The 20219-nt window shown below is 71.3% G+C and carries 22 protein-coding genes; 9 read left to right on the top strand and 13 right to left on the bottom strand.

What is annotated here, in order from left to right:
• Position 1: 1 nt before the first annotated feature.
• Positions 2-667, bottom strand: coding sequence for a DUF4097 family beta strand repeat-containing protein (locus MED01_RS13430; RefSeq protein WP_238668889.1), 666 nt, complete (start codon positions 665-667; stop codon positions 2-4).
• Positions 668-908: 241 nt separating this feature from the next.
• Between MED01_RS13430 and MED01_RS13425 the strand changes: the two genes are divergently transcribed.
• Positions 909-1676 (top strand): GbsR/MarR family transcriptional regulator, encoded by a 768-nt coding sequence (locus MED01_RS13425; protein WP_238668888.1) that lies wholly within the window; start codon positions 909-911, stop codon positions 1674-1676.
• Positions 1677-1771: 95 nt separating this feature from the next.
• Here the strand turns inward: MED01_RS13425 and MED01_RS13420 are convergent, their stop codons facing one another.
• The 4 genes from MED01_RS13420 to MED01_RS13405 form a co-directional block, all read right to left on the bottom strand.
• On the bottom strand, positions 1772-2281 hold the full coding sequence (locus MED01_RS13420) for a hypothetical protein (RefSeq protein WP_238668887.1): 510 nt from the start codon (positions 2279-2281) through the stop codon (positions 1772-1774).
• Positions 2282-2368: 87 nt separating this feature from the next.
• The gene (locus MED01_RS13415; RefSeq protein WP_238668886.1) at positions 2369-3652 is read right to left on the bottom strand and encodes an MFS transporter; all 1284 of its coding nucleotides are present in this window, start codon (positions 3650-3652) and stop codon (positions 2369-2371) included.
• Between the two features lie 72 nt (positions 3653-3724).
• Positions 3725-4174 (bottom strand): MarR family winged helix-turn-helix transcriptional regulator, encoded by a 450-nt coding sequence (locus MED01_RS13410; RefSeq protein ID WP_030486369.1) that lies wholly within the window; start codon positions 4172-4174, stop codon positions 3725-3727.
• A gap of 114 nt (positions 4175-4288) precedes the next feature.
• Positions 4289-5767: an NCS2 family permease gene (locus MED01_RS13405; RefSeq protein WP_238668885.1), complete on the bottom strand. Its 1479-nt coding sequence runs from the start codon at positions 5765-5767 to the stop codon at positions 4289-4291.
• Positions 5768-5855: 88 nt separating this feature from the next.
• Between MED01_RS13405 and MED01_RS13400 the strand changes: the two genes are divergently transcribed.
• Positions 5856-6101, top strand: coding sequence for a DUF2530 domain-containing protein (locus MED01_RS13400; protein ID WP_091395273.1), 246 nt, complete (start codon positions 5856-5858; stop codon positions 6099-6101).
• Positions 6102-6137: 36 nt separating this feature from the next.
• Here MED01_RS13400 and MED01_RS13395 read toward each other — a convergent pair whose 3' ends face one another.
• Complete coding sequence (locus MED01_RS13395) at positions 6138-6977, bottom strand: DUF3027 domain-containing protein (protein ID WP_238668884.1); 840 nt, start codon at positions 6975-6977, stop codon at positions 6138-6140.
• An 88-nt stretch (positions 6978-7065) separates the two neighbouring features.
• On the opposite strand from MED01_RS13395, the gene MED01_RS13390 reads away from it, so the two are divergent.
• Positions 7066-8667 (top strand): MFS transporter, encoded by a 1602-nt coding sequence (locus MED01_RS13390; RefSeq protein ID WP_238668883.1) that lies wholly within the window; start codon positions 7066-7068, stop codon positions 8665-8667.
• Complete coding sequence (locus tag MED01_RS13385) at positions 8664-9314, top strand: futalosine hydrolase (RefSeq protein ID WP_124859097.1); 651 nt, start codon at positions 8664-8666, stop codon at positions 9312-9314. The genes MED01_RS13390 and MED01_RS13385 overlap by 4 nt, the downstream gene beginning before the upstream one ends.
• A gap of 12 nt (positions 9315-9326) precedes the next feature.
• Here the strand turns inward: MED01_RS13385 and MED01_RS13380 are convergent, their stop codons facing one another.
• Entirely contained in the window at positions 9327-9917 is a 591-nt protein-coding gene (locus MED01_RS13380) for a helix-turn-helix domain-containing protein (RefSeq protein ID WP_238668882.1), read from the bottom strand.
• Positions 9918-10325: 408 nt separating this feature from the next.
• Between MED01_RS13380 and MED01_RS13375 the strand changes: the two genes are divergently transcribed.
• Positions 10326-11174, top strand: coding sequence for a 1,4-dihydroxy-6-naphtoate synthase (locus MED01_RS13375; RefSeq protein ID WP_238668881.1), 849 nt, complete (start codon positions 10326-10328; stop codon positions 11172-11174).
• On the opposite strand, the gene MED01_RS13370 is transcribed toward MED01_RS13375, so the two are convergent.
• The gene (locus tag MED01_RS13370) at positions 11135-11521 is read right to left on the bottom strand and encodes a cold-shock protein (RefSeq protein ID WP_030329652.1); all 387 of its coding nucleotides are present in this window, start codon (positions 11519-11521) and stop codon (positions 11135-11137) included. The genes MED01_RS13375 and MED01_RS13370 overlap by 40 nt on opposite strands.
• A gap of 27 nt (positions 11522-11548) precedes the next feature.
• The gene (locus MED01_RS13365) at positions 11549-12172 is read right to left on the bottom strand and encodes an HAD family hydrolase (RefSeq protein ID WP_238668879.1); all 624 of its coding nucleotides are present in this window, start codon (positions 12170-12172) and stop codon (positions 11549-11551) included.
• 83 nt (positions 12173-12255) lie between these two features.
• Between MED01_RS13365 and MED01_RS13360 the strand changes: the two genes are divergently transcribed.
• A complete protein-coding gene (locus MED01_RS13360) occupies positions 12256-14739 on the top strand; it encodes a helicase-associated domain-containing protein (RefSeq protein WP_238668878.1) in 2484 nt (827 codons plus the stop codon).
• Positions 14740-14769: 30 nt separating this feature from the next.
• Here the strand turns inward: MED01_RS13360 and MED01_RS13355 are convergent, their stop codons facing one another.
• Positions 14770-15006: a hypothetical protein gene (locus tag MED01_RS13355; protein WP_091395293.1), complete on the bottom strand. Its 237-nt coding sequence runs from the start codon at positions 15004-15006 to the stop codon at positions 14770-14772.
• A gap of 97 nt (positions 15007-15103) precedes the next feature.
• Positions 15104-15982 (bottom strand): L,D-transpeptidase family protein, encoded by an 879-nt coding sequence (locus MED01_RS13350; protein ID WP_238668876.1) that lies wholly within the window; start codon positions 15980-15982, stop codon positions 15104-15106.
• A 172-nt stretch (positions 15983-16154) separates the two neighbouring features.
• On the opposite strand from MED01_RS13350, the gene MED01_RS13345 reads away from it, so the two are divergent.
• The gene (locus MED01_RS13345; protein WP_238668875.1) at positions 16155-17834 is read left to right on the top strand and encodes a DNA repair helicase XPB; all 1680 of its coding nucleotides are present in this window, start codon (positions 16155-16157) and stop codon (positions 17832-17834) included.
• 363 nt (positions 17835-18197) lie between these two features.
• On the opposite strand, the gene MED01_RS13340 is transcribed toward MED01_RS13345, so the two are convergent.
• Positions 18198-18407, bottom strand: a complete 210-nt coding sequence (locus tag MED01_RS13340; RefSeq protein ID WP_238668873.1) for a GntR family transcriptional regulator — start codon at positions 18405-18407, stop codon at positions 18198-18200.
• A gap of 472 nt (positions 18408-18879) precedes the next feature.
• On the opposite strand from MED01_RS13340, the gene MED01_RS13335 reads away from it, so the two are divergent.
• Positions 18880-19146 carry a hypothetical protein gene (locus MED01_RS13335; protein ID WP_238668872.1) on the top strand — a complete coding sequence of 89 codons (267 nt, stop codon included), beginning with the start codon at positions 18880-18882 and terminating at the stop codon, positions 19144-19146.
• Between the two features lie 36 nt (positions 19147-19182).
• Here the strand turns inward: MED01_RS13335 and MED01_RS13330 are convergent, their stop codons facing one another.
• Complete coding sequence (locus MED01_RS13330; protein WP_238668870.1) at positions 19183-19755, bottom strand: TetR/AcrR family transcriptional regulator; 573 nt, start codon at positions 19753-19755, stop codon at positions 19183-19185.
• Between the two features lie 89 nt (positions 19756-19844).
• Between MED01_RS13330 and MED01_RS13325 the strand changes: the two genes are divergently transcribed.
• A complete protein-coding gene (locus tag MED01_RS13325) occupies positions 19845-20216 on the top strand; it encodes a DUF4267 domain-containing protein (RefSeq protein WP_238668868.1) in 372 nt (123 codons plus the stop codon).
• The last annotated feature ends 3 nt before the right edge of the window (positions 20217-20219 follow it).

Genomic DNA, 20219 nt, shown 5'->3' with positions numbered 1-20219 from the left:
TTCAGAGGCTGCGGGCGTTGATGTCGCCGTGCAGGGTGCTGGCGTGGATGTCCAGCTCGACGGTGCCGTCGTTCTTGAGGGCGTTGCTGACGCGGCCGTGGCCGGTGCCGGCGTCCAGGGCGGCCGAGACGCCGGCCGCCGCCGCGACCGAGATGTCGCCGGACTGGGTACGGAGGACGACGGTGCCACGGATGGCCTCGGCGACGGTGACGTCACCCCGGGCGGTGCTGATCTCGGCGGGGCCGTTGAGTCGGCCGACCTCGACGTCGCCGTCGATCGCGGTGAGGCGAACACTCGCGGCCTCGTCAATCTTGATGTTCCGGTACGCCCCGTCGAAGGCGACGTCGCCGAGGCGGCCGACGCCCCGAAGTTCGGCGCTGGCGGCCCTGCCCTCGATGTGGGAGTCGGCGGGCACCCGGACGGTGACCTCGAGGGAGCCGGAGGGGCCGAAGAGCTTGTTGGCGGGACGTGCGGTGGTGATTCGCAGGACGCCGTCGGCGTAGGCGACGGTGGTCTGCTCGGCGGCCCTCGTGTCGCTGCTCTTGGCGGGGTCGGCCGGGAGGATCTCGACTGTGGTGTCGGCGCGGTCTGCCGCGATGAGTTGGATGCGTCCGGCGGGGATGTCCAGGACGGCGGAGATGGGGGCGGGTGTGTCGAACGTCTGCATCGTGCTCTCCCAGGTTCGCGTTTTGTTTCTGATATGGGAAACGCTACGTTGCTTTCCGGATTACGCAACAAGCTTGTTGCAGCAGATCGGCGTTTTCGCTGCTAGATCTCGTGAGATTGTTGCAACGAGCCTGAATCTAATGCAACAACGACCATCGCTTTCGTTGCATTGATGTGTGGGTTAACGCTATGGTGACGGCGTCGGGGGCCGCTGCCCCACGGGGACCACGAGGGAGATCGCGATGCCGGGAGGCAGACTCAGCCAGCAGGAACGCCAGCAGATCGCGCTGGGGCTGGCCGACAGCCTCCCCTACGCCGAGATCGCCCGACGCCTCGACCGTCCCACCTCGACCGTCACGCGTGAGGTGATGCGCAACGGCGGGCCCACCGGCTACCGCGCCGATCTGGCCCACCACGCGACGGAGCGCCGCGCCCACCGGCGCAAGCCCGTCCCCTCCCGTGGGGCCGAGGCGGCCCGTCGATCAGACGGACGCGACGCCCAGGCCGTGGCCGACTACGAGGAGGCGTTCACCGCCGTCCTCATGGCCTCCGGTCTGAACAGGATGGGGGCCCGGGTGTTGACCAGACTGTTCCTCACCGACTCGGGCAGCCTCACCGCGTCCGAGCTCGCCCAACGCCTCCAGGTCAGCCCGGCGTCGATCTCCAAGGCGATCACCTTCCTGGAGAGCCAGAGCCTCGTCCGCCGCGAACGCGACGAACGCCGACGCGACCGCTACGTCGTCGACGACGAGCTCTTCTACCAGGCGACGATCGCCAGCGCTCGGGCCAACGACCATCTCGTCGTGATCGCACGCCAGGGCGTCGCCCTCCTCGGCGCGCACACCCCCGCCGCCGCCCGCCTGGAGAACATCGCCCGCTTCCTCGACTTCATCAGCGAGAGCATCACCCGCGCCGCCGACCAGGCCCGCGAGGTTCTCCGCAGCAGGCCTTCCACAGCGATCAGCGACGTGCCGCCGGGTCACGGCGACCAGGCGGCGATCCGCTCGTAACACGGTCCGCCGCTGAGGCGGCTGCGCACCAGCAGCAGACCCGATGCGACCACCAGGGGCGGAGCGCCACGAAGAGTCGCACAACGTGCGGCCGCTCAGCGGTGCCGCTGCCGAAGCCCGGCCCGAGCCGCCGGAAGGGCCAGCCCGGCGGCGTGCAGCACGCCCTCCACCCGGACCCGCTCGATCTCCTGATCGACGCCCTCCAGCTCGGCGAGGTGCTCGGCGATGCCGAGGGCACGGCAGGCGAGGCGAAGCCTGTCGTCGTACGCCTGGAGCAACGCGCTGTGCCAGACCATCGAGCGACCGCCGCCGCCGACCCGCTGACCGCCGAGACGGCGCAGGTCGGCGGCGAGCTGCTCCAGCGGCCGGCGGTCAACGCTGTCGAACTCGCTGAGGTCGATGTCCCGGGTCAGGGCGTCGGCCTCGATGGCACGGTCGAGCTTGGCGATCGTGCGCTTCTCCCGTCGGCGCTCACGCCACTCGGACCAGCCGCAGACCACCCGGTCGACGATCTCGTCGTAGCAGAAGATCAGGGCGAACGCCGCCGGCAGAGTGGCCACGGCGAGGAACGCCAGGGCCAGCATCAGCGCGCGTCCGACTCCCACCCATCGACGCTAAGCCCCACCGTGCCACCTCGCCAGCGGTTTGGCCGCATCCGCGCAACCGGACGCGGCCGGCGTCGGTGGTAAACCTCAGCAGTCGGTGGAGGTGACGTAGAAACGAGGCATCGGCAGCACCCGGAAACGCAGCCGGGCACCGGAGTGGCGCAACTGCCAGGTGAGCGCGATCAGCGCGGCGGCCAGCGAGATGAGCCCACCCATCCAGATGCTGGCACCGGCACCGTAGTGCTCCGCGACCCAGCCGATCAGCGGCGCGCCGACCGGGTTGGTGCCCAGGAACACCAGCACCCACAGGGCCATCACCCGTCCCCGGAAGGCCGCGTCGACGCCCATCTGGATCCGCTGGTTGGCGGCCTGGGCGAAGAAGACCATGCAGAAGCCGGTCGGCACCAAGAGCGCCACCACCAGCCAGTACGCGGTGGAGAGGCCGACCAGGGTGCCGAAGCTGGCGCAGGCGATCGCCGCGCCGAGCACCAGCCACACCGACGGGCGGCTACGGCGACCGGTGCCGCTGAGCGCGCCGCCGAGCGCGCCGACGGCCAGCGCCGTGCTGAACAGACCGAAGGAGGCGGCGCCGGTGTGGAAGACCGTCTTCGCCAACGCGGCCAGGGTCAGCTGGAAGTTGAACAGCGACATGCCGACCACCGACATGATCGCCATCGGCAGCAGCAGGTCGGGGCGGCGCCACACGTACCGCAGGCCGTCGACGACCCGGGCGGACGCCCGCTCGTCGCGGGGCAGCAGGGCGTCGCGGTGCAGCTCGGTCGTACGCATCCGGACGACGTTGACCAGGGGCGCGACCGAACTGAGGGCGGTGAAGAGGAAGACCGGGCCGACGTCGAACGCGGCGATGGCCAGGCCGGCCACGGCCGGTCCGACGATCCGGGCGGAGTTGAACACGGCGGCGTTCAGCGACAGCGCGTTGGGCAGCAGCGGCGTGCCGACCAGTTCGGAGACGAACGCCTGCCGGACCGGGGTCTCCACGGCGTTGGCGGTGCCGAGCAGCGCGGCGAAGGCGAAGACGTGCCAGAGCTGCACCAGGTCGGTGAGGACCAGCATCGCCATGCCGAGTGCCAGCAGGCTCCAGAAGGCGTTGGCGGCGAAGAGCAGCACCCGCTTGTCGTACCGGTCGGCGAGCCGGCCGGAGAGCAGGGTGAGCAGGAGCACCGGGGTGAACTGGCAGGCGGTGACCACACCGAGCGCGGTCGCCGAGTTGTTGGAGAGCTCGAGGACGAGCCAGTCCTGGGCGATGAACATCATCCAGACGCCGATCAACTTGATCAGCTGCCCGGATGCGAAGAGGCGGTAGTTGCGGACCTGTAGGGACTGGAACATCGTGCTCAGCTTCGCCTGCACTCTTGGTGCGCCTCCTCCGGACGTACGCGTCATCGACACGTGACGGCACGGACCCGGTGGCGCGGGTGCGGCTCAGGCGCGAGCGAGCTGCTGAAGAATCTCGGCGGCCCTCTGCAGGGTCTCCCGTTCGTCCTCGTCGAGCGCGGCCAGCCGGTGGGCCAGCCATTCGTCGCGGGCCCGCTCGAACTGGTCGAGCACGGCCTGCCCTCCTTCGGTCGCCGCGAGGATGACCTGCCGCCCGTCGGTCGGATGGGGTGTCCGCCGCACGAGGCCGCGGTCCTCCAACTTCCCGACGATCTTGGTCATCGTCGGCGGCTGCACCCGCTCCACGTCGGCCAGTTCCCGGGGCGTCATCGCGCCCGCCAGCCGCAGGCTGGTGAGCGCGGAGACCTGGGTGACCGTGAGGTCGCCGACCGGCCGGGCCTGTCGGACCCGCCGGTTGAGTCGGGTGATCGCATCACGCAGCTGGGGAGCCAGCTGCGCCGGTGGCACGCGTTCCGCCGTCACCGTCCGCTCCGTCACAGTAGTTAGCTTAACTAATGAGCATGGCTAACGACATCCGTTATGACCAGGCTCACGAGGGGATTCAGATGGTACGGGCGGGGAGTCACGATCGACTCCCCGCCCGGACGTGGCTCAGAGCACCACTGACTCGATCGGCCCACGCAGGAAGTACAGCACGAAGAGCACTGCCACCCCGTACAGCAACGGGTGGATCTCCCGGGCCTTGCCCCGCGCCAGCTTGACCACCACGAAGGTGATCAGACCAGCGCCGATCCCGTTGGAGATCGAGTAGGTGAACGGCATCAGCACGATGGTGAGGAACGCCGGAATGGCGATCTCGTAGTCGGACCAGTCGATCGTCCGCACCGCTGTCATCATCAGGAACCCGACCACCACCAGGGCCGTCGACGCCGCCTCGAACGGCACGATCACCACCAGCGGCGCCAGGAACATCGCGAGCAGGAAGAGCACGCCGGTGACCAGGTTGGCCACCCCGGTCCGCGCACCCTCCGCGACACCGGCAGCGCTCTCGATGTACGACGTGTTGCTGGAGGTGCTGGCCGCACCGCCGGCCGCCGCCGCGATCGAGTCGACAAGCAGGATCTCCTTGGCCTTCGGCGGAGTGCCCTGCTCGTCGAGCAGGCCGCCCTCCTGGCCTACCGCGACCATGGTGCCCATGGTGTCGAAGAAGTCCGTGATCAGCAGCGTGAAGATGAACATCAGCACGACCAGCCAACCGGCCCGGCCCCACGAGTCCAGCACGTTGAACTTGCCGAGCAGCGACAGGTCCGGCAGGTCGACCACCGACTTCGGCAGCTCCGGCACGTTCAGCGACCAGCCCTTCGGGTTGGGCTGACCGTTGACGAACGACGGGCCGATGTTGCCGATGGCCTCCACGATCACCGCGAGCACCGTCGAGGCGAGGATGCCGATCAGGATCGCGCCCTTCACCCGACGGACCACCAGCACCAGCGTGATCAGCAGGCCCACCACGAAGACCAGCATCGGCCAGCTCACCAGCTTGCCGCCGATGCCCAGGCCGACTGGAACGGTGGTGTTGGCATCATCCGGGATGCGCCGGACGAAGCCGGCGTCCACCAGGCCGATGATGGTCAGGAACAGACCGATGCCGACCCCGATCGCGCTCTTCATCTGGGTCGGCACCGAGCGGAACACAGCGGTCCGCAGACCGGTCAGCACCAGCACCGCGATGATCAGACCCTCGATCACCACCAGACCCATCGCGTCTGCCCAGGTCATCTCGGGGGCGATCTCGTACGCCACCAGGGCGTTGACACCCAGACCGGCGGCGAGCGCCAGCGGGAACCGGCCGACCACACCCATCAGGATGGTCATCAGGCCGGCGACCAGCGCGGTCGCGGCAGCCAACGCGGGAATCGGAAGGCTCTTGCCGTCACCGTCGACGGCGCCGCCCAGGATCAGCGGGTTGAGCACCACGATGTACGCCATCGTGAAGAAGGTCGCCAGGCCACCGCGTACCTCACGGCTCAACGTCGAGCCACGGGCGGAGATCTCGAAGAACCGGTCGAAACCGTTACGCGGATGAGCGGGGTTGGGAGGTGTGCCGTTCTCGGGCGGCGCTACGGCCATCAGGTCCTCGCAGGTGATCTTCCAGTTGTCGCGCGCATCGTCCCAGATCGTCGGTGGGCAGGGGAAGTAGATCCCGTACGCTTGCCGAATGCCGAACGAGCAGCCACCGCGGCCCGCACCACTGGATCCGCCGATGGTGCCGTTCGCCCTCGCCGGGCTGATCGCGTGGGCGGTCGCCGGACTGGTCCTGCTGATCTTCTTCAGGGGTTGGCTGACCGACCATGGTCACCAGAACTGGCTCTGGACCTGCCTCGCCGGTTTCCTGTGGGGTTTCCCGGGCCTCGCCGTGATGATGCGGCACGACGCCAACCGCCGACGCCGCCGCGCGAGGTGAGCCGACCTCCGCGCCGGAGCACTCCGGCGCGGACGATCAGGAGTGCCCGTACGGCTCCGCCGGCTCAGCCGCCTCCACCGAGCCCGGCGCCCGGCTGACCGACATGGCCTCCACCGCGCTGTCGTCGTACACCGTGGGCAGCTCGTCGACAGCGGTCTCGGCCGCCTCGATCAACGTCTCGGAGTGGGCGCCGCAGCCGTGGTCGGCGCTCACCACCCGACCGTCGTCGGGGGCGTAGAAGTTGCCGCACGCCCCGAATGCCTGCCGCATCGCACCGGCCAGCGGCAGGTAGAAGCCGCAGGTGCCGCAGCGGGCGGCGGACGGAGCGGCGGACGAGATGGCCGCGGCGGGGCCGTGGTCACCTTCGTACCAGCGCTGCGCCGTGTCGATGCGGCCCTCCCGGGAGAGCACGCGGGCGCGCCCGAGGCCCAACTCCCATGCCGTCTCCTCGACCGCCGGGTCGTCGGAGAGCAGGTAACCGGGGACCAGCCGATCGTCGTCGGGCGAGGTCGGGAGCAGGTCACCCGGCCCCAGGTCGCCCGGCTTGAGCCGCTCCTGCCAGGGCAGCCAACCGGGTGCGAGCAGCGCGTCCGGGCCGGGCAGCAACACCGTCTCGCAGATGGTCACCGTCTTGCTGCGCGGCACCCGGGTGACGGTGACCGCCCAGCGCCAGCCGTTGTAGCCGGCGAGGCGACATTCGAAGTAGTGGGTGACCAGCCGGTCGCCCTCGGCAACGACCTGCAGGTGGTCGCCGACATCGTCGGCGTCCACCTCGGTGATGCCGGCGCGGGCCACCTCGACGGCGGCGGCGCAGACCTGGTCGAGACGGGCGGCACGGGTGGAGGCGGGCCTGGTCACCCGACCATTGTTCCCCATGCGCCTCGCAGGGGTGACAGGGACTCCCGGGGAACCTTTCCCAGCGGTGGTGCGGCGTACCCGGATCAGATGGGCGAGGATGGTGCACATGCCGTCGTACTCCCGCTCCGGGCGATCCGTCCTCGGGCGGACCGTCGGCACCAGCATTCGCGCCATCCGTCTGCTGTTGCGCGGTTCGGTGGGCAGCGGCCGCTGGGTGACCCGCCGGGCCGGTCGGGCCCGCGCCCGGGGCGCCGGCGGCGAGGTCGGCATGGTTCGCCTGTTCGACCTGCACGCGCTCTCCTGCGCCGGTGACACCCTGATCGCCATCGGTCTGGCCGGCACGATCTTCTTCAACGTGCCGCTCGGCGAGGCCCGCAGCAAGGTGGCGCTCTACCTGCTGGTCACCATGGTGCCGTTCGCGATGCTCGCCCCGGTGGTGGGCCCGCTGCTGGATCACTTCCGGCACGGCCGGCGGTACGCCCTGGCGGCGACGATGCTCGGCCGCGCCTTCCTGGCCTGGTTGATCTCCGACTACATCCACGGCTTCGGGCTCTACCCGGCCGCGTTCGGGGTGCTCGCGCTCTCCCGGGCGTACGGCGTGGCCCGTTCCGCGGCGGTGCCCCGGTTGCTGCCGGAGGGGCTCGGCCTGTCCCAGGTGGGTGCCCGGGCCAGCGTCTACGGCACTGTCGCGGGTGCGCTGGTGGCGCCGATCGGGTTGGCCGCGTTCTGGTTCGGGCCGCAGTGGCCGCTGAGGGTCGCGTCGGTGATCTTCCTGGTCGGCATGGTGATCTCCCTGCGGCTACCGCCGAAGGCCGACTCGGAGCCACCGGAGCGGGTCCCCCGGCCACTGCGTGCGCTGGGCCGCCGCCGTGGCGACCGGCCGCTGGGCCGGGGCCGACCGTCCGGCCGGCTGGTGATCGCCACCCTGATCGGCGCGGCGACGCTACGCGCGCTCTACGGCTTCCTGCTGCTCTTCCTCGCCTTCGCGATCAAGAAGGGCGACCTGACCACAGTGGTGTTCGACCGGGATCTGGGGGCCGAGTGGGCGTTGGGCGTGGTCGGCGGCGCGCTGGCGGTCGGCACCTTCCTGGCCACCGCCATCGGCACCCGACTACGCATCCACCGGCCGACCGCCATCCAGTCCAGCAGCATGATCATCGTGGCCGGGGTGGCGGTGCTCGCCGTCATCCAGTTCTCGCTGCTGATGGTCGCCCTGCTCTGCCTGGTCGCCGCGCTGGCCAGCGGGGTAGCGAAGCTGGCGGTGGACGCCTCGATCCAGGAGCGCATCCCGGAACGGTTGCGGGCCAGTTCCTTCGCCCACTCCGAGACGGTGTTGATGCTCGCCTTCGTGGCCGGCGGCGGGCTCGGGCTGGTGCCGTTCGATGGCCGGATGGGCATCGCCGTGGCCGCCGGGGTCGGCGTACTGGCCGCGATCCGGGGTGTGCTGGCCGCCGCCCGGCTGCGCGGCGAGAAGCTGGCCGGCCGACCGCTCGGTGACGACGAACTGACCGAGGACGAGCCGGCGGACGAGCCCGGGGACCCCACACCAACCTCACCGGCGCCGGCCCAGACCAGCTCGCCGCAGTACGACGACCCGAGCCTCACCCCGCCGGGCTACCACATCTACCGCCCGTCGTCGGCCGTTGGCGGCCCGGGTGGCGGGGCCGACGACGAAACCCGCCGGGAGTCCCCCGGCTCAGTCCCGTGACCGGTCTGCTGGTGGTGACGGCGGTTCCAGCCGAGGCGGACGCGGTCCGCGCCGGGCTGACCGACCCCACGGTGACAGTCACCCCGATCGGTGTGGGTCCGGCCGTCGCCGGTGCCGCCACGGCCCGGCTGCTGGCGCTGGCAGAGGCCGCCGGCCGCCCGTACCGTGCGGTGGTCAGCGCCGGCGTGGCCGGCGGCTTCACCGGGCGGGCCGAGGTCGGCGACACGGTGCTCGGCACCGCCAGCATCGCTGCGGACCTGGGCGCGGAGTCGCCCGACGGCTTCATCCCGGTGGACGAGCTGGGCATGCCGCCCGCGCTGCTCGGTGCGGGCAGCAGGGTGCCGGCGGACCCGGGCCTGCTGGCGGCACTGCGAGCCGCCCTCCCGACGGCCACGGCCGGGCCGGTGCTCACTGTCAGCACCGTCACCGGCACCACGGCCAGCACCGACGAGCTGCGCCGGAGGCATCCGGAGGCGGTCGCCGAAGCCATGGAGGGGTATGGCGTGGCGGTCGCCGCGGCGCAGGCCGGGGTGCCCTTCGCCGAGCTGCGCACCATCTCCAACCCGATCGGCCCCCGCGACCGGGACGCGTGGCGGCTGCGCGAAGCCCTCGCCGCCCTGACCGCGGCGGCCCCGGCACTGCGCTGACTCAGCCGAGGCTCAGAGGAACCAGCGCTTGCCCGGAGGGCCCAGGCGCAGTGCGGCCGGACGGCGCCCCTCGATCTCGAAGCCGCACGCCAGTAGCAGTTCGGTGCCGCAGCCCCCGGCGGTCCGTTGCACCTCGGCACCCCACCGTCGGTTGTCGCGATAGCGCCGGTTCAGCTCGTACGCGGCCGTTGGCAGCGGAAGTGGATACCGCTCGGGAGGCAACCGGTACCACTCCGCCCACCAGGCGCCGGGCCAGTCCCGAGGTTCGTGGACCGGCCACACGTCCAGGTGAGCCGGGTATCGGCGGCCTGCCTCGTCCCGCATGTCGTCGTGCGGAACCGGCACGGGCTCGGCGAAGCCGGAGATGGATGCCGGGACGCCGATGGCCAGCTGCCCACCCGCTGCCTGCACGAGGCGTTCCACTGTCCGGTATCGGGGATCGCTTGCCCGCCCCGACTCGATCCGGGCCAGCGTCGGCTGAGGCACCCCGGACTTCTCGGCCAACTGTCGCTGACTCAGATCGGCCCGTCGACGCGACGCACGGAGCGCCTGCCCGAGATCGGCTCCGCCGGCCTCGTCGGTGTTGTCACTCGCCTCGGTCACAGGCCGATGGTCCCGGCTGGTCAGTGCGCGATCAACACCCCCGCGTCGGGCTGTGGATAACGCTGTGGACAACCGCTCCGCTCGGTGGACGACCTACTCCCGCGAGCCCCTTTGGAGCTGAACCGTCTGCGACATCACCGCCCGACCCATGCTCCCAGGTACGCAGCGTGTCCGGTTTCAGACCCACGATCGCCGACGCCGGGCGATTCGTTTGTGGCATCAGCTCCAAAGGGAGACCTGGGCAGGTGCTGGACCCGGCCGGGTCGGTCGTTCCCACGCGTCCCTTCCACCCGGCGAGGCTTCCGCCGGGTTCGTGCCGCCGCCTCGCTCCGACTCGGAACACCGCTGCGGATCACAGTCGTGGGGTGGGCACCGACCCCGGGCGGAGGGCGGGGCTACCGTGAGGGTGTGGCGCTCTCCCTGGCTATCTCGCCCTGCCCCAACGACACGTTCGTCTTCCACGCGCTGGTGCACGGGCAGGTGCCCGGCGCGCCGCCGGTCGAGGTGACGTACGCCGACGTGGACGTCACGAACACGGCGGCCGAGCGGGGCGCGTTCGACCTGGTGAAGGTGAGCTTCGCGGCGCTGCCGTGGCTGCTCGACGACTACCACCTGCTGCCCTGCGGCGGCGCCCTCGGTCGCGGTTGCGGTCCGCTGGTGCTCACCCGGGGCGACAGTGACGGCGGGCCGGACCGCACCGACCTGACCGGTGCGACGGTGGCGGTGCCGGGTGACCGGACCACCGCGTACCTGCTGTTCCGGCTCTGGTCGGCCGGGCGGCCACCGGCCCGGATCGAGGTGGTTCCGTTCCACGAGATCATGCCGGGCGTGGCGGCTGGGCGCTACGACGCTGGGCTGGTCATCCACGAGGCCCGGTTCACCTACCACCGGCACGGCCTGAGCGCCCTTGTCGACCTCGGCGAATGGTGGGAGGCCGACACCGGTCTGCCCATCCCCCTCGGCGCGATCCTGGCCCGACGCGGGGCGGTCGACCCGGAGGCCGCGGCCGGCTGGGTCCGCGAGTCGGTCCGGCAGGCCTGGGCGGACCCGGCGGCCAGCCGGGAGTACGTGCTGGCGCACGCCCAGGAGATGGAGCTCGACGTGGTCGACCGGCACATCGGCCTTTACGTCAACGAGTTCACAGCGGACCTGGGCGAGGCCGGTTTCGCCGCGGTGGCGGCACTGCTCGACCGGGCCGCCACCGCTGGCCTGGTGCCTCAGACCTCCAGCTCGCGGGCCACCGCGTGGACCAGCTGAGCGATCTTCTGCGCGGCCTTCCTGTCCGGGTACCGACCCCGGCGCAGGTCCGGCTGGACCTTCGCCTCCAGCACCTTGATCATGTCTTCGACCAGGCCGTGCAGCTCCTCGGCCGGCCGACGACGTAGCTCTGCCATCGACGGCGGCGCGTCCAGCAGCTTGACCCCCATGGCCTGCGCGCCCCGGCGGCTGTCCACCACGCTGAAGTCGACCCGCTGGCCACCCTTGAGGTCGGTGACACCCGCCGGCAGCGCCCCCTTGGGCAGGAACACGTCGCCGCCCTCGTCACTCGTGACGAAGCCGTATCCCTTGGCCGTGTCGTACCACTTCACTCGACCCGTAGGCACCTGAAAACCCCTGCTTCACTTGAGCCGCTACTGCTCCAAGGCTAGCTGGATCATCCCGTCGAGCGCCGCTGGGAATTCGGTGAGCTCCTCCAGCACCACTTCCGCCCCGGCCGCGCGCAGCTCATCGGCGGAGCACGGGCCGGTCGCCACAGCGATGCCGGGCACCCCGGCCGCCGCCGCCGCCACCATGTCCGCGACATGGTCACCGACGTAGTGGGTGGCGCCGTGCTCCCGCAGGGCTGTCGCCTTCTGCTCGGCGAACAGGTCGCCGGCCAACTCGTCGACAGTGAGACCGAGGTGGTCCAGGTGCAACCGGGCCAGCCGACCGATCTTGGATGTGACGACCAGCACCCGGCCACCCCGCGCACGGATCGCCTCGACGGCCTCCCGCGCGCCGGGCAGCAGGAGCGTCGGGGTGATCGCGTACGCCGGGTAGAGCTCGCGATACACCCGCACGGCCGACTCGACCTGCTCCGGCGGGAACCAGTGCGCGATCTCGGTACGCAGCGGCGGCCCGAGCCGGGACACCGCCAGTTCGGCATCGACCGGCACACCGGTCCTCGCGGTCAACGCCCGGTACGTCGCGGCGATGCCGGGGCGGGAGTCCACCAGGGTCATGTCGAGGTCGAATCCGACGGTCAGTGCGGGCATGTCGAGAAACGTACCGGCTACTCCCGGTCGACCGGACGTCCGAGGGGCGCGGAAGCCCGGTGCCGGGCTAGCGTGGAAAGACGATGACCACCTCACTCGCCGACCACCTGCGGTCGCTGCCCGACGAGTCACTGGCCGCGCTCCTCCAGCTGCGGCCCGACCTCGTCGTGCCCGTGCCGGCCGACGTCTCCGCCCTGGCCATCCGGGCCCAGTCCCGGGTCTCCGTGGCCCGCGCGCTGGACGGTCTGGACCAGTTCACCCTCCAGATCCTCGACGCCGCCCGGCTCACCCGGAATCCGGACGACGCCACCACCGCCACCGACACCGTGCTCGCGATGGCGACCTCCGGGCCGCAACCGCCGGCTCCGACGGCCGTCCGGGCCGCCGTGGGCCGACTGCGTGCGCTATTCCTGCTGTACGGCCCGGAGCACGCGCTCCAGGTGCTGCCCGCCGTCGACGAGGTCTCCCCGTACCCCGCTGGGCTCGGCCGACCAGCCGCGGAGCTGGACCCGCGCACTGCCGCGCTCTGCGCGGACCCGGCGAAGCTCCGACGGACGGTGCTCGCCGCCCCACCCTCGGCCCGGGCGATCCTGGACCGGTTGGCGGCCGGCCCGCCGGTGGGCAGCGTGCCGCCGGGGGCGTTGCAGGCGCCCCCGCTCGGCGCGGCGGACCCGGTCCTCACCGACCCGACCAACGGGGGCGCCCCGACCGGCTCCCCGGTGCGGTGGCTCGTCGACAACCGACTGCTGGTCCCGGCGACGACAGGCTCGTCCACGGCCAGCGGAACTGTGGAGCTGCCCCGCGAGGTCGGCCTGCTGCTGCGCCGCGACAGCGGCCCCCTCGGGCCGCTGCGTACCAGCCCACCGCCGGTGGCCGCCGCGCCGCGCGAGCCGAAAGCTGTCGACTCGGCCGGGGCCGGCCAGACCATGGATGTGGTCCGAAACACCGAAGGGCTGCTGGAGCAGCTCGCCGACGAGCCCGCGCCGGTGCTGCGTTCGGGTGGCATCGGTGTACGGGACCTGCGGCGATTGGCACGTACCGGCGGGCTGGACGAACCCACCACGGCGCTGCTGCTGGAGGTGGCGTACGCGGCGGGGCTCCTCGGTGAGCTGGAGATGCCCGGTGCGACCACCGGCCGGTACGGGGCGGATCAGCAGGTGCTGCCGACCGGTGGGTACGAGGTGTGGCGGGCCGCCTCGCTGGCCCAACGGTGGGAGCAGCTCGCCCGAGCGTGGCTGACCATGACCCGGCAGGTGGGGCTGGTGGGCCGCCGTGACGACCGGGACCGGCCGATCACTGCGCTCTCCGCCGAGGCCGAGCGGGCCGGAGTGCCGGCCACCCGACGGGCGGTGCTCGGCGTACTCGCCGATCTGGAGCCGGCGACGGCACCCACCCCGCAGGAGGTGCAGGAGCTGCTGGACTGGCGGGCCCCGCGTCGTAGCCGGGGCCGGGACGCCGCCCACCGGGAGGTGCTGGCCGAGGCCGCACAGTTGGGCGTGACAGGGCTGGGGGCGCTCACCTCGTACGGTCGGCTGCTGCTGGGGGACCTGACGTCGACCGACGAGCGGGGTGACGACCCGCTGGGCGTGCACGCCGACGTCGAGAGCGGCGAGCCGTCCGGTGCCGCACGGGCGCTGGACGCGTTGCTGCCCGCACCGGTCGACCACTTCCTGGTGCAGGCCGACCTGACAGTGGTGGTGCCCGGCCCACCCGAACCGGCGCTCGCCGTCGAGTTGGAGGCGATGACCGAACTCGAATCGGCCGGCGGGGCCAGTGTGCACCGTGTCACCACGGCGAGCGTGCGGCGGGCCCTGGATTCCGGCTACACGGCCGACGACCTGCACGACGTGTTCCGGCGTCGGTCACGTACCCCGGTGCCACAGGGGCTCACCTACCTGATCGACGACGTGGCCCGTAAGCACGGCGGGCTGCGGGTCGGCCTGGCCGGGGCGTACCTGCGCAGCGACGACGAGACGCTGATCAGCGAGGTGTTGGCCGACCGGCGGTTGGAGTCGTTGGCGCTGCGCCGGCTCGCGCCGACGGTGCTGTGTACGCAGTACCAGGTTGGTCGGCTGCTGGGCGCGCTGCGCGACGCGGGGTACGCCCCGGTGCAGGAGGACGGCACCGGCAGCACGGTGCTGACCCGGCCGCGAATCCGGCGGGCCCCGCCCCGGGTGTCGGTGACCACCAGGACGATCGACCCGCTGGCCGCCCCGAAGCTGCCCATGCCCCGGCTGCTCGGCGTGGTGGAGCACATCCGGCGAGGCGACGCGGCGGCGCGGGCCGCCCGACGGGCACCGGCGGTGGTACGCGGCGGTGCGCCAGGGCTGGGCGGCGGCCCGGTGCCGGCGCACACCCACAGCGAGGCCCTGGCGGTGCTCCAGCAGGCGGTCCGGGACAAGGCGCTGGTCTGGGTCGGTTACGTCGACGCGCACGGGGCGACGGCGTCACGCCTGCTCAAGCCGGTCTCGATCGGTGCCGGCTATCTGCGGGCCGAGGACGAACGGACCGAGATGCTGCACACGTTCGCGCTGCACCGGATCACCGCGGCGGTGGTGGCGGACTGACCGACGGCGGCACCGCGCGGGCGCCGTCGGTCAGCGGCGGCTGCGGCGTACGGTGCCGACCACCGAGATGATCAGCAGCAGCGCGAAGCCGGCGCCCGCGGATTCCCCGACCGAGTCGACGAAGCCCTGCTGGAGCACCAGCCAGCCGAAGAGGAACCACCCGAGGAGGAGCGTCGCCGCGACGGCGTACGCGATCACAGTCGCTCGGGACACCTCGTCGGGTGGTGCGTGCTCGTGCTCCGCGATCACGTCACGGTCGACCGTCATGCCCAGCCTCCCCGCCCGGTCCGGCCCTGGACTCCAAGGGTGACACTCGTTGGTCCGGTCGGACAGGGGGTTATCGCCGCGATTCGCTCGGCGGCACTCAGGTGCCGGGGCGTCGGCCGATCAGCACCACCCGGGTGCCGACCTTGCCGAGCTCCCACATCCGGACGGCGTCGGCGTGCAGGAGGTTGACGCACCCGTGCGAGCCGATCGACTTTTCGTGCAGGTAGGTGGTGGTCTCGTGGAAGCCCATCCCCTGGGTGAAGTGCTGCCAGTACGGCAGCCACACCTCGTACGGGTTCGACCATTCCTTCGGGTTCCGGTAGTTGACTGCGTACGTGCCGGCCGGGGTGCGGTAGCCGGACATGCCGGTGCGGGTCACCGTCGGTGCCATGATCACCTTGCCGCCGCGAAGCGCCCAGACGGTCTGCCGGGTCAGGTCCACGCAGAACGTGGTGCCGGTGCCGGCCTTGCAGCGGGTCGTGTCGGTGGTGGCGAGGCGCTGGGCCACGTCGAGGGTGGTTGGTCCGGCGCGACCCTCGACGGGGCGAATGCCGTACCTCTTCTGGAACTTCTTGATCGCCGCGCAGTCGGCGGCGGACTGCCGGCCGTCCACTGTCACCGCCCCGAACCCACCCAACCGGGCCAGGTGGGTCTCCACCGCACGCTGGTGCTGCCCCTGGGGGCAGCCGGCGACTGTCGGCGTACCGGTGCCGGGGGTCGTGGTGGGTGCCGCGCGGGTCGGCGTTGGGGTGGGTTTCCGGGAGGGCTTCGTTGTGGGCGCGGCCGGTGTGGGTCGGCCGTGCTGGTCGGGTCCGGACGTGTCGCCCGCCCCCGTTGCCTGTTCCGCCGCACCGGCCGGGGCGGCTCCCCCGCCACCACTCCCGCCGGACTGCGGATCGAACGCGCACGCTCCCGCGCCGACCAGCACGACCACCACGAGGGCAACCAGCCGGGAGGCGATCCGAACATGCTTCATGGGCCCTCCCCAGACAGTCGTCCCTTTACTAGACGTTCGTGAGTGCCATCACGGTTGCGCCCGGTGAGCATCTTTCTTCCGCAGTCCCGCATCGTGCAACACTGGATGGTCGGCCAGCAGCGGGTATGCGACCCGTTCCGGCCGGTCGGCCAACCGAGGAGAGGACGCTGGCGTGAGCGGTGGACCACTGATCGTGCAGTCGGACAAGACCCTGCTGCTGGAGATCGACCACCCCGACGCGCAGGCCTGCCGGATGGCGATCGCGCCGTTCGCGGAGCTGGAACGCTCGCCGGAGCACGTGCACACCTACCGGCTGACCCCGCTGGGCCTGTGGAACGCCCGCGCGGCGGGGCACGACGCCGAGGGCGTCGTGGATTCGCTGCTCAAGTACTCCCGCTACCCGGTGCCGCACGCCCTGCTGGTGGACGTGGCCGAGACGATGGACCGGTACGGCCGGCTTCAGCTCGCCAACGACCCGGCGTACGGGCTGGTGCTGCGCGCACTGGACCGGCTGGTGCTGATCGAGGTGGCGAAGAGCAAGAAGCTCGCCGGAATGCTCGGCGACAAGATCGACGACGACACCATCCGGGTGCACCCGTCCGAGCGTGGCCGGCTCAAGCAGGCGCTGCTCAAGCTGGGCTGGCCGGCGGAGGACCTGGCCGGTTACGTCGACGGTGAGGCGCACCCGATCGAGCTGGCCGAGGCCGGCAAGGACGGGCGCAAGCCGTGGACGCTGCGCTCGTACCAGCGGGAGGCCGTGGAGGCGTTCTGGGCCGGCGGGTCGGGGGTGGTGGTGCTGCCCTGCGGCGCCGGCAAGACCCTGGTCGGCGCGGCGGCGATGGCCGAGGCGAAGGCGACCACCCTGATCCTGGTCACCAATACTGTCGCCGGCCGGCAGTGGAAGCGGGAGCTGATCGCCCGCACCTCCCTGACCGAGGAGGAGATCGGCGAGTACTCCGGCGAGCGCAAGGAGATCCGCCCGGTCACCATCGCCACGTACCAGGTGCTCACCTCGCGGCGCGGCGGCGCGTTCACCCACCTGGACCTCTTCGGGGCCCGCGACTGGGGCCTGGTCGTCTACGACGAGGTGCACCTGCTGCCCGCGCCGATCTTCCGGTTCACCGCGGACCTCCAGGCTCGCCGCCGGCTGGGCCTCACGGCGACCCTGGTACGCGAGGACGGCCGCGAGGGTGACGTGTTCAGCCTGATCGGGCCGAAGCGGTACGACGCGCCGTGGAAGGACATCGAGTCGCAGGGCTGGATCGCCCCGGCCGAGTGCACCGAGGTCCGGGTGACCCTCACCGACGCGGAGCGGATGTCCTACGCGACGGCGGAGGCGGAGGAGCGCTACCGGATGGCGGCGACCGCCCGCACCAAGCTGCCGGTGGTCAAGGCGCTCGTCGAGCGGCACCCGGACGACCAGGTGCTGGTGATCGGCGCGTACATCGACCAGTTGCACCAGCTCGGGGAATACCTGGACGCGCCGATCATCCAGGGTTCGACCACGAACAAGGAGCGGGAGCGGCTGTTCGACGCGTTCCGGTCCGGTTCGTTGCGGACCTTGGTCATCTCGAAGGTCGGCAACTTCTCCATCGACCTGCCCGAGGCGGCGGTGGCGATCCAGGTGTCCGGGACGTTCGGGTCACGCCAGGAGGAGGCGCAGCGGCTGGGTCGTGTGCTCCGGCCGAAGGCCGACGGCCGGCAGGCGCACTTCTACACGGTGGTGTCCCGGGACACGATCGACACGGAGTACGCAGCGCACCGGCAGCGCTTCCTCGCCGAGCAGGGGTACGCGTACACGATCGTCGACGCCGACGACGTCCTCGGCCCGAAGCTGCCCACTGTCGACTGACGCACGCATGGCCTTGATCGACTCGGTTTTCAGGAAGTCGCGGTGTCCGGGGCAGCTCAATGCCCCGATTTCCTGAAGACCGAGTCGATCAGCGCGTCGCAGGCGCGGGCGAGCACGGGGCGCGGGGCGAGCAGGGGCGAGCGGGGCACGGCCGAGCGGGGACGCCGCGTCTCTTGTGCTCGCTATGGACCTGATGTCGTAGACGAATCGACCGTCGACTGTCCTGGACGAATCGGCCAGCCACCGTCGTCGACGAATCGGCCGTCGGCCGTCCTGGACGGATCGGGCGTCCGAGTGCGCGGTGGGCCGCGGGCGACTCCGGGTCGGCGGCCTCGTAGAGCACGACCCGGCGGTCAACGAGCGTCAGCGCTTGGCGGACTCCGCGACGAAGACTCCGCGCCCCGGACGGCCAACGAGCACGCCCTGCTTCCGCAGCTTCGCCACCGCCCGACTGATCGTGGACTGTGAGACGTCGTACTCGTCTGCCAATACGCGCCCGGACGGGAGCTGGGACCCAGGCGAATAGGCCCCGCTCTTGATCTTCTTCAGGAGGTCGTCGAGCAGTTCGTCCATAGTGGGCGGGATAGGCACGTGGAGCCCCTTGCAGTCGGTTGGCTCGCCCAGTATTGATCAGCCGCTTCGACGCAGGCAACGTATGTAGCGCGAGTGACATAGGTGGGTAGATGACTCGGAGACGTCCTTGACATAGGTGACTCAGTATCGGTAGCGTCGCTCTCGGTGATGCGGTGCTGCTGCGGTCGGTTGGCGCCTCTCGTACTGGTCTCGCATCGCCGCCGAGACCTCACCCGCCGCGCTCCCCCGGCGCGGTCTGCCGCCGTATCCCCCGGACGGCCGCAGGGCGGGGCGGTCTCCGTCGACCGCAACCGGCGGAGGCCGCCCCTGCACGCCGATGCATCCGACGAAGGGCGGTCACCGTGCGCAACCTGTTCCGTCGGCTGCCGAGGCGGCGCGAGGAGCCACGTGCGACGAGAAGGCGGGACGATCTGCCGCAGCCCCGTCAGCTTCTCGAACGGTGCCACCACCGATGAGCGGGCGTTGGGTGATCCACCTGCCGATCAGCGCGCCGGATTTGCTGCGCGCCCGGATCTTCGCGCGTACCGCCGCTCGGGTGTTGGTGCGACTCAGTGCGCTGGTCGAGCCGGGCGGGGTCACCGTCTCGGCGGAGGACCAGCAGGGCGTACGACACTGGGTCTTCTGTGATCGACCACTGCCCGGCGGCGCGCGGTGCCCCCTGCCGGTCGACCACCTCGCGCCCTGCGCCCGGCACCCGCTGCGGCCCAATCGTCGGTAGGCCCAGGGTGCGCCTGGGCCCTGACGGCGAGCGCGCTCACCGGGAGAAGCGGTCCACCAGCACCGTCAGCCGGCGGTCGTGGCCGGGGCGGCGGAGTCGGCCGCTGCGCATCAGCGTGACCAGTCCGTGCAGGCCGCTCCAGAACGTCTCGGTGAGCGTCTCCAGGTCGCCGCCACCGGCGAACGGGCGCACCGTCTCGGCCAGCTCGGCGAAGCCCCGGGCCAGGTCGGTCGGGACAGTCTGGCTGGCGAACGGCAAGTCCACGGCGAGGGTGAACATCGCGTCATAGAGCGCTGGGCGCTGCTCGGCGAACGTGACGTACGCCGCCGCGACGTCGGCGACCGCCTGTCGTGGGTCTGCCGCGGAGGCGCGGGCGGACACCAGCGCGGTTGCCAGTTCGGCGAAGCCCTCGACGGCGACCGCCGCCATGATGGCGTCCTTGCCCTTGAAGTGGCTGTAGAGGACGGGCTGGCTGTATTCGATCTCGGCGGCGAGCCGCCGGGTGGTCACCGCGTCCCAGCCTTCCGCGAGGGCGAGGTCGCGGGCAGCGGCGATGATGGCGCGTTCCCGTTCCGCCCGCTCGCGCTCGCGGCGTGCCTGAGTCGACATGAGAGCAACCCTAGCACCGCTAGCGAAGCTGTCGATGCTCTGCTAGCGTCGCTCTCATATCTAGCAGCGCTAGGAATTGGAGTAGACCCATGCTGGCACCCCTCGCCTACGGGCTCGCCGTCGTACTCAGCCTCTTCGTCGCCTTCATCGGTGCGCGGTTCCTGCTGGTGCCGCAGGCCGCAGCCGCCGGGTACGGCGTACCGGCCAAGCCGGACGGCGACCCCGCCTACCTGACCGTCAAAGGACTGAAGGACCTCACGTTCGGGCTGCTCGGGCTCGCCCTGATCGCCTTCACCACTGCCGAGGCGGTGGCGTGGTACATGCTTGTCGTCGCGGTCGTTCCGCTGGGCGACACCCTCATCGTGCTGCGCAACGGCGGCACGAAGGCCGTCGCCTTCGGCATCCACTTCGCCACCGCCATGGTCGTACTCCTGAACGCCGCCCTGCTGTTCGCCCTGTAACCA

Source organism: Micromonospora alfalfae (genome assembly GCF_022230925.1).
GTDB lineage: Bacteria > Actinomycetota > Actinomycetes > Mycobacteriales > Micromonosporaceae > Micromonospora > Micromonospora alfalfae.
The sequence above is the reverse complement of the archived record's forward strand: the minus strand, read 5'-3'. Positions and strand labels throughout refer to the sequence as shown.